The sequence below is a fragment of the Anaerostipes hominis (ex Lee et al. 2021) genome, assembly GCF_002270485.1.
In the GTDB taxonomy this organism is placed as follows: Bacteria; Bacillota; Clostridia; order Lachnospirales; family Lachnospiraceae; genus Anaerostipes; species Anaerostipes hominis.
Genome location: NZ_NQOG01000028.1, coordinates 16587 through 29368, shown reverse-complemented (window position 1 = coordinate 29368; position 12782 = coordinate 16587). Strand labels below are relative to the sequence as shown.

13 protein-coding genes are annotated in these 12782 nt (G+C 44.2%); 5 read left to right on the top strand and 8 right to left on the bottom strand.

The window, feature by feature from the left end; genetic code table 11:
• Positions 1-181: 181 nt before the first annotated feature.
• Both CI597_RS16040 and CI597_RS16035 read right to left on the bottom strand, forming a co-directional pair.
• Complete coding sequence (locus CI597_RS16040) at positions 182-964, bottom strand: DeoR/GlpR family DNA-binding transcription regulator (protein WP_024726413.1); 783 nt, start codon at positions 962-964, stop codon at positions 182-184.
• A 3-nt stretch (positions 965-967) separates the two neighbouring features.
• Positions 968-2221 carry a zinc-binding dehydrogenase gene (locus CI597_RS16035; RefSeq protein WP_024726412.1) on the bottom strand — a complete coding sequence of 418 codons (1254 nt, stop codon included), beginning with the start codon at positions 2219-2221 and terminating at the stop codon, positions 968-970.
• A gap of 179 nt (positions 2222-2400) precedes the next feature.
• On the opposite strand from CI597_RS16035, the gene CI597_RS16030 reads away from it, so the two are divergent.
• Entirely contained in the window at positions 2401-2829 is a 429-nt protein-coding gene (locus CI597_RS16030) for a class I SAM-dependent methyltransferase (RefSeq protein WP_024726411.1), read from the top strand.
• 47 nt (positions 2830-2876) lie between these two features.
• Here CI597_RS16030 and iolE read toward each other — a convergent pair whose 3' ends face one another.
• The 4 genes from iolE to iolG are packed head-to-tail and all read right to left on the bottom strand — an operon-like array spanning position 2877 to position 6965.
• Complete coding sequence (iolE, locus tag CI597_RS16025; protein ID WP_024726410.1) at positions 2877-3770, bottom strand: myo-inosose-2 dehydratase; 894 nt, start codon at positions 3768-3770, stop codon at positions 2877-2879.
• A gap of 13 nt (positions 3771-3783) precedes the next feature.
• Positions 3784-5139 (bottom strand): MFS transporter, encoded by a 1356-nt coding sequence (locus CI597_RS16020; protein WP_051405174.1) that lies wholly within the window; start codon positions 5137-5139, stop codon positions 3784-3786.
• 28 nt (positions 5140-5167) lie between these two features.
• Positions 5168-5956, bottom strand: coding sequence for a hydroxypyruvate isomerase family protein (locus tag CI597_RS16015; RefSeq protein ID WP_024726408.1), 789 nt, complete (start codon positions 5954-5956; stop codon positions 5168-5170).
• Between the two features lies 1 nt (position 5957).
• Complete coding sequence (gene iolG, locus CI597_RS16010) at positions 5958-6965, bottom strand: inositol 2-dehydrogenase (RefSeq protein ID WP_024726407.1); 1008 nt, start codon at positions 6963-6965, stop codon at positions 5958-5960.
• Between the two features lie 287 nt (positions 6966-7252).
• Between iolG and CI597_RS16005 the strand changes: the two genes are divergently transcribed.
• The 4 genes from CI597_RS16005 to CI597_RS18820 all read left to right on the top strand — a co-directional run bounded on the left by CI597_RS16005 (position 7253) and on the right by CI597_RS18820 (position 9826).
• A complete protein-coding gene (locus CI597_RS16005; protein ID WP_024726406.1) occupies positions 7253-8302 on the top strand; it encodes a LacI family DNA-binding transcriptional regulator in 1050 nt (349 codons plus the stop codon).
• A gap of 264 nt (positions 8303-8566) precedes the next feature.
• Positions 8567-8743: an AAA family ATPase gene (locus tag CI597_RS19785; protein ID WP_420313787.1), complete on the top strand. Its 177-nt coding sequence runs from the start codon at positions 8567-8569 to the stop codon at positions 8741-8743.
• Positions 8676-9302 (top strand): AAA family ATPase, encoded by a 627-nt coding sequence (locus CI597_RS16000; RefSeq protein WP_051405173.1) that lies wholly within the window; start codon positions 8676-8678, stop codon positions 9300-9302. The genes CI597_RS19785 and CI597_RS16000 overlap by 68 nt, the downstream gene beginning before the upstream one ends.
• 185 nt (positions 9303-9487) lie before the next feature.
• Positions 9488-9826, top strand: a complete 339-nt coding sequence (locus CI597_RS18820; protein WP_235824662.1) for a hypothetical protein — start codon at positions 9488-9490, stop codon at positions 9824-9826.
• 351 nt (positions 9827-10177) lie between these two features.
• Here the strand turns inward: CI597_RS18820 and CI597_RS15990 are convergent, their stop codons facing one another.
• Positions 10178-10732: a VanZ family protein gene (locus CI597_RS15990; protein WP_024726405.1), complete on the bottom strand. Its 555-nt coding sequence runs from the start codon at positions 10730-10732 to the stop codon at positions 10178-10180.
• A 189-nt stretch (positions 10733-10921) separates the two neighbouring features.
• Positions 10922-12766 (bottom strand): PTS mannitol transporter subunit IICBA, encoded by a 1845-nt coding sequence (locus tag CI597_RS15985; protein WP_024726404.1) that lies wholly within the window; start codon positions 12764-12766, stop codon positions 10922-10924.
• Positions 12767-12782 lie beyond the last annotated feature (16 nt).

Below are 12782 nucleotides of genomic sequence, written 5' to 3'. Positions count from 1 at the left end.
AAAATAATTACTGATCTTAGAAATAGGGATACCCTGCGGAATATGACGATGCTGAAAGGCACGTATTTCCGCAGGGTATCCCTATTTCTCTTTTAAATCGGAAAAATCGGCATTAGCCGATTCCTCCCTTTTTTCGAAAATAAAATTTTAACTCATTATCGGTGGCCAGATAAAGACCAAGTCAGTCCCCGGTCTTCATCCTGCACACCTTTACCTTCATTCCCTGTTTTTCAAGTTCCTTTTTATCAGCACTTCCAATCCCATCATCTGTGATCAGATACTGAAAATCACAGAGCCTCGCAAACCGGCAAAAGGTTTTGCGTCCAATCTTCGTACTGTCGCACAGCATGTATGCTTCCGTAGCGGTTCTCATCATCGCACGCTTCATCGCTGCCGTCTCCTCATTTGGCGTGGTCAGCCCTTTGGACACAGATAAAGCATTCGGTGATAAAAACAATTTATCCACAGAAATCCTCTCAAGAAATTCGATCCCCAGAGAACCAAAGGTGCATTCAAACTGGTTCCTTACAGTTCCTCCAATCAGTATCACCTGAATCGAAGGTTTTTTTTGCAGTTCAAGAGCGATGTTCAAATCGTTTGTCACAACCTTCAAGTCGTTGAAGTCTGTCAGAACCTTTGCAAACTCCAGCATGGTGGAACCGCTGTCGATCAAGATGATATCACCCTCACTGACATATTCCTTTGCTCCCTCGGCAATGATCCTTTTTTTATCGGGATTTAAATTCCACCGGGAGGCAAGAAATGCCTCCTTGGTGACTTCTTCTTCCTTTAACAGTGCACCGCCGTGGGTCCGAATCAAGTGTCCCTCTTTCTCCAATTCACTCAAGTCGGACCTTATGGTGGCGCCGGTCACATGGAATTCTTCCGATAATTCATGGATGCCAGCCTTTTTATGTATCCTCATGTAGGCGAGCAATTCTTCTTTCCGCTCTCTTGCAAACATATATTATACTCCAAAATGATCTAATAAAATCTCTTCTGCTTCTTTATTCCATAATCCCTGATTCTTATCGCAGGCATCTGCGAGCTTCGCAAACAGAGGATCTGTCTCACCCAGTTTTCTGAAATCATCAATGGCAGTTAACGGCATTTCAAACTGTGTATAAGTAAGCTTCTTTCCTCCCGGTATCTCAGGTAAATGAAGGGTTGTGTCAATGATTGCATCGATGCCTCCGACATGAGTGATCATAACGGCCGGATTTACCTCTTTCTTCGCGATCAGATCGAGCGCTTCCAGAAGGTCTGCTTTAATGCCCCCTGAAGATCCCAGAAGCTTAGTATTTCTGTAATGGCAGTCATACAGGTTCATGTCTGCGGAAAATCCACTGTCGGCAGGTCCTGCAAAAAGGTTCATGCATCCGTCAAACGCAAGGATCTTGTTTCCTGTCTCCGCGATGGCTTTTACCGGAGCGTATACAAACACATCATGATATCCCTCTCCTCCGGTGAGATCCATCAGTTCTTTGACTTCATCGTCCATCTTTGCTGTATTTACATAATGAAGCTCAACGCCCCTCGCCTTGGCATCCTCTTCTGAGATTACTTCTCTTGCCCTGTTAATTCGGTCGTCATTAATCTCTGTGACTACAACCATTTTAGGTTTATTTTCCATAGCGAGCGCATAGCTGATAGCGCCCAGCCCCATCGGGCCGCATCCTCCAAGAATTGCGATATTTCCGCCCTCTTTTGCTCCGATAAAATGTTCATGGGTCTCCGGTTTTGTATGGTAGTTAGCCATATAACCGCCGATGATGCAGTACATAGGCTCTGACACAGAAACCTCATAGAAAGCATCACCGTCATAGTGGAGCAGGCAGCCTTTTTCAATGACATCGTTTGGAACGATGCAGTAAGTTACCGCGCCTCCGAAGTGCTCATAGGAATAACCCGGTGCCCCCATCTGATCCGGGATACCCGGCAGCACAACAAACCGTTCTCCAGCTTTGTACTCATCTGCCCATTTAGATCCCACCTTTTCGATCACTCCGGAAAACTCATGTCCGATGATGACTGGATGGTCTGCGATATCGTCTGGTACACGGATATGTCCGCTTCCAAGTTTTACTTCCTTCCATGTAGACATACAGATGCTGTCACTCATGACCTTCAAAAGCACTTCATCTTCTTTGATCTCCGGCAGTTCAAACTCTTCCAGCCGGATATCTTTTGCCCCATACATTCTCACACCTTTAGCCTTCATAATGCCCCTCCTGGCTTTGCAAAAATTTTTAATTATTTTTAAAAATTTATATTTTTTTTCATTTCACAAATATCATACCACGCCTTCTTTTGTTTGGCAACAGTCAATTTGATTGAATCCTCGCTCAGCGGCGTGATATAATAGGCAGATCAATTCAATCGGCAAGGAGGGTAAAATCAATGGAGACATATGAATTCAACGGTGAAAAGTATAAAAAAGCTTCAAGGCATCAAAAGGAATGGGGTACTCGGTTAATTTTAGAATTGAATCTAACGGGAAAGGAATCCATTCTGGACTTAGGCTGCGGGGACGGGGTTCTGACAGAACAGTTATCCCTTCTGGTCCCTGAAGGAAAAGTTGTGGGGATCGATGCCTCTGAAGGAATGATTAAGACGGCAAGACAGCTTGAGAAGTATAATTTACAGTTTTATCATATGGACATGGCTGATATGGCGTTTAAAGAAGAGTTTGACGTGATCTTCTCCAACGCTGCACTGCACTGGGTAAAGGACCACTCCCTTCTTTTAAGGCACTCTCACGCCGCGTTAAAACCTGGCGGAACATGTTTTCAGCCATTCCGCAGACTTAGAGTCAGCGCTTACAAATAACAAAGAGGAACCGCTCATATGAAATGGAACGGTCCCTCTTTGTTGTCTTACAGGCCTGTTTTTTCTTTTATATAGTTTCTGGCTTTCATAGCATATTCCAAAGGATTCGCCACTGCGGGGTCCTGTTCGGCCTCCACGACCACATAACCTTCATACCCCCTTGATCCGATCAAGTCAAAGATAGGTTCAAAGTCTACATCCCCGTCCCCAGGCACTGTGAAGGTTCCGTTCCTGACTCCTTTTAAGAAACTCCACTTCTCTTCTTTTGCCCGTTTTACAACATCGGTGCGCAGATCCTTCAAATGAATATGTTTTGTTCTGCCGATATATTTTTCAAGGATCTTTACGGGTGAGATCCCAGCGAAGGAACAGTGACCGCTGTCAAACAGTAAGAATACCAGCTCCGGATCCACCGAATCCATAAAACGGTCAATCTCTTCCTCTGTCTGTATCACCGTTCCCATATGGTGATGATACGTCAATGTGATACCGATCTCCCTGGCTGCCTTCCCGAGCCTGTTCAGCCCATCCGTCAGTCTCTTCCACTCTTTCTCATTCATCACATATTTTCCTTCAAAGACCGGGACATCCTTCCCCTGGATGCTGTAACTCTGTTCGGAGACACCGATCACCTTCGCACCCATATCTTTCAGAAACCGTACCTGGTCTATGAACTCTTTTTCAACCTCCCCGTAAGGTTTGGTAAGCAGAAATGCAGAGAACCAGCAGTTACAGATCTCGATGCCTCTGAGGCTTAATGCCTTCTTTAAGATCCCCTGGTCCTTCGGGTATCTGCCGCCGATCTCAGATCCCGTAAAACCAGCCAGTGCCATTTCACTTATACATTGCTCAAATGTATTTTCCTTCCCAAGATCCGGCATGTCATCGTTTGTCCAGCCGATGGGCGCAATGCCCAGCTTCACTTTATTTTTGTCCAACATTTCTTATTCCTTTCTATGCCTCGTTCAGTTCTCTCTCCTCCAGTTCTTTGGAGATGGACGGATACTCCTTGTCAAGCTTATAGATCAGCAGAAGAATGATCGCCGCTACCCATATGATGACCGGACCGAATTTATAGATATTTCCAATCGTATTCACTGCGGAAGCCGGCTGTACCACATTTCCGCTGGTGGAGCTGATATAGCCGCTGGCTGTCATCAGTCCAGTCATCAATGCACTGGCGATACCAGTCCCCACCTTAAATCCAAGGCTTGCTCCTCCGAAGATCAGGCTTTCCTGACGGAAGCCGTTTTTCCAGTAGCCGTATTCCACTACGTCACCCAGCATGCCGAAGATCGTGGCGGAAAGCTGGGATACACCAACAGAACGAATCAGGGTCACAACAAAGAACCACTGGAAACTGAATGGATTTACCAGGATCAGAAGATGGGACACCACGGCTAAGATACTTCCAGCAAGGGTCACATTCCGTTTTCCCCACTTTTTGATCAGGAACGGACAAGCCATAGCCCCCAGTATCATGACCGCTGTCTCAAGAAAATACAGGGCGCTGTACATCCACGAATCATTTTTGAATACATATTTACAGTAATAAGGAAGATCAGTCCCTACGATGGTCTGATGAATGACCTGGATGGACCAGAGCCCCAGCACGCACCAGAAATATTTGTTGGTGAGAAGTGCTTTCAGATTCTTCTTTACAGAGACCTTCTTTTCTTTTTTTACGTCCACTTTCACTGTCTCTTCACACTTAAAAAAGCAGAACAGCAGGAGCGCAACGGCAATGGCAACCCACAGAAACATGGTCTTGACCCATGCTGACTGGTCATCCCCGAACAGCTTTACCAACGGCATAGTAAATGTGACAGATATGATCCTTCCCACCGGTGATAAAATCATGCGGAAAATGGAAAGCAGATCCTGCTGGTATGAATCCCTAGTCATCATGGTTGAGAGCGATCCGTATGGAACATTGATCGCCGTGTAGATAACCGTCGTTGTCAGGTTATAGGTTACAAATATGTAGATACCTTTTACAAACTCTGTGGAATGAGGCACAGTAAACATTAAGATTGCGGCAATCGCATAAGGGGCCGTCATCCACAGCAGCCACGGCCTGGATTTTCCCCACCTGGATTTTGTCCTGTCCACAAGGAATCCCATGATCAGATCTGAGCTACCGTCAAAAACCCTTGAGATTAACATGACCATACCGATGGTGATGGGAGAGACACCCGCATAGTCTGTGTAAAACAGGGTGAGCAGGGTGGAGATCATGCCGTAGACGATGTTACATGCCGTATCGCCGCACCCGTAGGCGACTCTCGTTCCAAATGATATTTTCTTCATAATTTATACCCATCCTTTTTCCTGCGCATTAACATTCTTCCATGATTGCCTTAACTGCAGCTTTTGTATCGGTGAGAGGAAACAATTCATATCCCACGTAACCCTCATATCCGCATTCCTCAAGATGTCTGATCACCTTTTTATAATTGATCTCACCAGTACCCGGTTCATGTCTTCCCGGTGCGTCTGCCACATGGATATGTCCGAACTGCCCGCTGTAATTACTAATTGTGTCACAGATGCAGCCTTCATTGATCTGCATATGATAAACGTCATACAATAGTTTCAGTCTCGGGGAACCGATGAGACTGCATATTTCTGCACCCATCTGAGTATATTTCAGGAAGTTCCCCTCATGGTCTGTTGTAATGTTCAGCGCTTCCAGATTGACATTGATATCTTCTTTTTCGGCAAGCTTGGCACATTCCAAGAGTGTGTCGTACATGGCGCAGAGCTTTACTGTATCCGACAGGTGATCATAATGGTTTACAACAACTCCGCCGTCCCCCAAAGCGTTGGAATGGATCGTGACACTGAGCGCTCCTACTTTTTTAGCCGCTCCGATGGATTTTTTTAACTCAGTCAGATACTTCTCCTTATGCTCAGGGTCCACCAGGGAATAATCAGCATCACCGTTAAACCCGCTGATCTGGATTCCTGCATTTTTTGCGGCCTTCGCTGTTTCCTCAAGATCCCGGATTCTCCAGTCCCAGAATTCCACAGCTTCAAACCCGTCATCCTTGGCTGCCTGGAAACGTTCGTTCCAGGGCAGCTCTGTGTATAAAGTATCGATACATGCACATTTTCTTAAACCCATTTTATTCTACCTCCGCGATTTTGACCGGTCTTCCTTCTTTCAGGGATTTTGTCGCCGCTGCAGCCATGAGCACCGGATACAGGCCGTCTTCTCCGCCCACCGGTGTCTCGGTATCATTCAGCACTGCATCTGCGAATGCCTGGATCTCGGAGACGAAAGCTCCTGTGTAGCGGTCCCACATGATCTTATATGTATTTTCATAGCTCGTCCGGTCTTCATCAGATACCACAACTGTGTTTGGTACGTCATTTTCATTTCTTACACAGCCTTTGGAACCGAATACTTCTACTCTCTGATCATATCCGTACACGGCCTTTCTGCTGTTGTCTATGACTGCGATGGCTCCGTTTTCAAACTTTAAGGTAACCACGGCAGTATCCACATCCCCCGCTTTCCCGATCTCCGGGTCAACAAGCACAGAACCTGCCGCATGGACTTCTGTTACCTCTGAGCCGGCCAGGAATCTTGCCATGTCAAAATCGTGAATCATCATATCGTAAAAAATTCCTCCGGATACTTTTACATAGTCAATGGCCGGCGGCTCCGGATCCCTGGAGCTGATCTTGATCATATGTACATCCCCGATCCTGCCGGATTTCACCACGTCGTACACTCCCCTGTGGTTGTGGTCAAACCTGCGGCAAAATCCGATCTGAAGCTTTACTCCGGCATCACAAGCCGCCTTGACAGCCTCATGAACCTTATCTAAATCGTAGTCAACCGGTTTTTCGCAGAAGATATGTTTCCCTGCCCTGGCGGACTCTATGATGTATTTTGAGTGAGTGTCTGTGGAAGAACATATCAGAACAGCCTCGATTTCCTTGTCATTTAAAATATCCTGGGCTTCTTTTGTCACTTCCCGGACTCCTAAGTTTTTTAGATAGCTTTCTGTTTCTGCGTTCATAAACGGATCCGCAACTGTCTTGATCTCAACCTCCGGCACAAACATAGAGATATTTTTTGCATGTACCTTTCCGATTCTCCCTGCTCCAATGATTCCTACTTTCATTTGATGAACCTCACTTTCTGATGATTTTGATTTAATTGTGTTTTTGTATCATTCATGTGCTTTTGCACTTATAATTATAGGTCCACCCAGCAGCAAAGTCAATGCAATCAATTGGTTTTCTGTATTTTTGTGCATTATACGTTATATGTGCTTTTGCATATTACGTGTTTATCAGGCTTCTGCACCTGGTCCTTTGTGAAAAATGACCAACCCAAAGCATTGCAGCATGTTTCCTGATATGATAGAATGCAAATGCACACAAGAAAGCAGAGAAAGAAGGCATTCCAATGAAAAAGAAACCTACGATACAGATGGTCGCGGAGCTGGCCGGAGTTTCCAGGGGCACCGTAGACCGGGTATTAAACAACCGTTCCCATGTCAGACCAGACGTCCATGACAGGGTCATGAAAGCGATCCGGGAAACAGGCTACCTGTCACCGAGGCAGGCATACCAGACCAAGCTGTCCGAAGTTTCCTATTCTCATATAAAACTGGGAGTACTCCTGCCCAACTGGACAGGCCATTTTAAAACTGAAATTTTACGGGGCATCGATGCGGCCCGGTCTGAGCTGGAGGATTTTCACGTAGAGATTATTCTGAAAGAATGCAAGACAGATATTCCCGGCGAGGTAATCGAACTGCTGGATGAATTGCTGGATGAAGAAGTCCAGGGGATCGCCCTGTGCGCCCTCAACAATCCTTCCATTGAAACTCACGTCTCTGCGCTGAACGACAACAATATCCCCGTCATCACATTGAATTCGGATCTTCCGGAAAGCCGGCGGCTCTGTTTCATCGGACAGGACTATCATAAGAGCGGGCGCATTGCCGCTGAGCTTCTGAGCAAGTGTATCCCCGTTTCAGGCAGCATCCTGGCCGCTGTGGGAAACCTGGAATTTGACGGTCACCGGACCCGCCTGGAAGGTTTTCTGGACAGGATGGAAGAAATCGGTTTTAGAAAAGACCAGATACAGGTCATTGAGACATACAATGACTATCAGACAACCTTCCGGAAAGTTACGGAGGCTCTTGAACAGACCTCCGGTATCTGCGGTATATATATGGCCAACCGCAGTGTGGCCGGATGTACCGAGGCCGTAAACACACTGGGCATGAAGGATTCTCTTAAGATCATCTGCCATGATATATCAGAGAGCACAAAACGGCTTCTACAAAATGGAAGTATTGATTTTACAATTTCCCAGGATATTTTCAGACAGGGCTATCTGCCTATGATCTACCTGCGGGACTATCTGCAGAAAGGGAAACTCCCGGAATCAGAAGAGACGAATACCAACATCTCCATTATCTGTTCCCAGAATATAGAGAACTCATAAAGTAAAGGGGCGTCACTTTAAACAGGTTCCCTCTGTATTTTAGAAAGTTTATACACCCATAGATTTATAACGATGTTATCTTGTAGAAAGTGTATCAGCCTTAAAAACTTTAAGAGTTTTGCATGAAGTGATTAAGATTAGTAGAATATAACGATACTATGTAATATAGCATAGTTAGCGTTGCAGTAAGTACATTGAACAAGTATATACAATATGTTACTATGATGATAAAAGTCGCAGAAAGGTGCATCTGTAACAATTAGAATGGAGAGATGGAATATGCCGATTAGAAGAATTAATTTAGATAATTTTACTGTATTTGAAAATATGACTATTGAATTTTGTGATGGTATTAATATTTTATTAGGAGAAAATGGATTGGGGAAAACACATGTCAGATCTATCAAGTGTTTTCATTCCTGCAAAAGAAATTTTATCTAATGCATGGAATTTAGAATCAGCAGCTAAAATAGATATATCAAGAGGAGTTGACTCAGCAGAAAGAAAAAAGTATTTAAATGTACTTCAAAAAATCAGTGCCGGCAAAGTAACTGTTTCCAATGAACGATTCTATTTAAAACCGGGGACACAGGCAAAATTAGAGTTTAATCTTGTTGCAGAAGGACTTCGAAAGATTGCTTTATTATGGCAATTAATAAAAAATGGTACCTTGGAGAACGGATCTGTATTGTTTTGGGATGAACCAGAAGCCAATATTAATCCAAAACATATACCTATTCTTGCGGAGCTTCTTTTATTACTTCAAGAAGAAGGAGTCCAGATATTCATTGCCACACACGACTACTTCCTTTCCAAATATATTGAAGTAAAACGTTCAAAAAACAATTCTGTACAATACTGTTCCTTTTACTGTGAGGATGAAAAAAAACGAGATGTATCTTGTGAAATCGGAGAAAAATTCGACTTGCTGAATCATAATTCTATTATGGAAACATTTCGTCAGTTATATTTAGATGAAATTGGGGTGTCATTAGATTGAAGAATATTAAAGAGTCAGAAATGAATTTTGGAAACTTTGATGAAAAGAATTTATTTGAAATAGAAAATTCAAACCTATTGAAAACATTGGGGGGAAGGAATCAAGACTGTTGAATTTATTTTATTAAGATCAAATAAAAATATTGTTTTTTTAGAGGCAAAAAAACCTGTCCTAATGAAAAGAACATGTATGAAACATCGCAAAAGGAAATAAAATTTGAACAATATTATAGCAGTATTGTTGAGAAGTTTACAGATTCCTTACAAGTATATTTGGCAACAATCTTTAATCGTTATGATATCCATACGGATGAAATAGGGGAAAATTTAATAAAGACTGAAAATTTTTATGCTAAAGAAATTATTTTTGTATTGGTCATAAAGGAAGCAGATACTGCTTGGCTAGCTGGACCAAAAGCAATACTAGAAAATCGTCTTTTATCTTTGAGAAAAATTTGGGGTATAAAAATATTAGTTTTAAATTATGAATTAGCAAAAAAACACAATCTAATAAGTAATACATAAAATTAGCTCCGGTATTTGCTACAATTCTCCAGTTCGAGGTGCAAAAAATAGACTTTAGGGCAAAGTGGATTTTTCACTTTGCCCTACTTCTCCACTATAAGAGCTGTAGTTTAGATTTTCTTAGTGAAAGAAGTAACCTGTAAAAACAGTTTCTGCATAATCCATTAAACACGTTTCATGTTTACGAAGTTCTCTTTTAAAAGTTCTTCTTCCAGTTGTTTTACATTTTCCGCGCTTGTATCCACCAAAGTATCAGATCCACTTTTCTATGTTTTTCTGCTATAACATGGACGAACTTCCTAACTTGGTATCTACTTTCCTACTATATTTTTCTCATATTTCTATTCCATCTTAACTTATAAAAGTAAACACAAAAGCAGTCATTAAGGTCAGACCAGGGAAAAACCGCTCAGGATCTTTTCCCACGAAGCCGCTGTCACCGTACGGTTTTCCAGTCTTTTTAAGCCGTGCGGCCGTCTTAAAACAGAACCAGCCAAGGGCTGTTCCCAAAACATTTGCAATCAGGTCACTGCTGTCTGTTGCCCTGTACAGTGTAAACATCTGGCTTATCTCAATGGCCAGCGAAAACCACAGCCCAAACAGAACCGTCTTTTTCATCCGCCCACAGCTCTTGCTTATAACCGGGCAAAGCAGCCCCAGGGGGATAAAACAAAGAATATTCAGGATAAAATCCATTCCGATGCCGCCGGCCAGCGGGACCAGACTGATATTCGGATGAAAAACCGCCTCCCCTATCCCGGCTCTCCAGACTAAATCTTTTACTGTCGGGACCCCGACAATATGCTTTAAAACAATACACAGGTAATAGTACATCAGGCAGGAACCGCACAATACCTTTAAGTTAAGCCGTGTCTTATCTGCCCTGGACACCAGGTACAACAGCATAACATCTCCGCTTTAAGAATCCCTTCCAGGGTTCTTACTTTTTTCTGACTTTATAAAAGGAACTTATTTATGAACTCTGAAAGAAACCATTTTTTTGTTATTTGTCATATGTTAAGTACTCCTCAAAACAAAAGCTTCTGCAAGACAGTCCTTACTCCGGCCTGCCCTGCAAAAGCTCTCATTTTCATTTTATTTCAGCATATCCAAAACATCCTGGACATTGCCCGCTGTTTGTAATTTGTCAAGATTATCCTGACTGTCGATCACCTGTGTGATCTTTCCAAGCAGTTTCAGATGTTCATTGCCGATTCCTGCGATTCCGAACACTAGGTAAGCTTTTTCGTCACCGAAATCCACACCGTCCGGATACTGGACAAAGACAATACCGGTTTTCTTGACTTTATTTTTCGCGTCTCCGGTTCCGTGAGGGATCGCAACTCCCATACCAAGATAGGTGGTGACTGTGCGTTCTCTCTCCTGCATGGCTTCAATATATTCTTCTTCTACATAACCCAGCTCATAAAGTAAGTTCCCTGCTGCCGCTATGGCTTCTTCTTTGGAAACACTCTTTTGTCCGAGCTTAATCCCTTCCTTCACCATGACCATCGGTTTTGCCTCTGTCTCAGAAGACGCCTGTTCTGTCTGTTCTTTTACAGAGACAGCTCCTTCTTCCCGGCCCTGGGCCAGCTTATTGTACAAACCGTCAATGGCTTCATCCTGGAGAAAGTTCTTGATCGTTACCAGCTGTGCATTTGGCGCACTTTTGGCCGCACGGTCTGCTAAAACCTCCTGACATACAACCACATCCGTATCGGCAGGCACCGTATCAACAGAGGAGTTAATCACTGTAATGCCAAGCCCAAGCGGCTTAATCCTGTTTCTGAATTTGGTTGCTCCCATGGCACTGGAACCCATACCTGCGTCGCAGGCGAATACGATCTTCTTGATCTCTCCTGCCTTTTTTGCAATACCTTTGCTGGCAGCCTTCATATTCTGGACACTGTCTGAGGCTTCTTCCAGGCTCTTTCCGTTGGACATCTTGATGATCGGGGCCGCTACGAGGAAAGATACAACCGCAGCGATCACAACTCCGAGCAGTACGGCAAGCGTTGATCCTTTCGGCGCCATTGTTAAAAAGGCGATGATGGATCCAGGCGATGCCGGTCCGGTAAGTCCGATGTTAAACAAAGAGTAATAGAATACTGCACAGGCAGAACCTGCGATGGATGCAATGATAACAACAGGATTCATCAGTACATAAGGGAAATAGATCTCATGGATTCCACCAAAAAAGTGGATGATGATCGCACCCGGTGCGGAATCCTTTGTTCTTTTGTCTTTGGAAAATGCCCAGTATGCGGACAGAACTCCAAGGCCTGCGCCTGGGTTCGCCTCGATCATGTACATGATTGATTTCCCGGCTGCCTGTACCTGCTCTCCTCCGATCGGAGTAAAGATACCATGGTTGATAGCATTGTTAAGGAACAGTACCTTTGCAGGTTCCACGAATACAGATACCAGCGGCAGCAGGCTGTGTCCGATCAGGAAATCAACTCCTGCCGTGAGCACGGTGAGGATTGCTGTCATAACCGGTCCGATCAGATAGTATCCGATGATCGCCAGGATCATTCCGATGATACCGACAGAGAAATTGTTGACCAGCATTTCAAATCCGGCCGGAATACGCCCCTCTGCCGCTTTGTCAAACTTCTTGATGACCCATCCGGCAAAAGGACCCATAGCCATGGCTCCCATGAACATGACCTCATTGCTTCCGCAGATCACACCGAGGATAGCAATGACCGCAATGACTCCGCCGCGTTCGCCGGCGACGAGTTTTCCTCCCTGATAACCGATCAGCACCGGAAGGATGTACTTCAGCATCGGATCGACCATAGTTGCAAGTTTCGCATTCGGGAACCAGCCCTTTTCAATGAACAGGGCTGTGATAAGGCCCCAGGCAATGAATGCGCCGATATTCGGCATGACCATTGCACTTAAGAATTTTCCAAATCTTTGTACTGCATTTTTCATATATACGTCTCCTTCA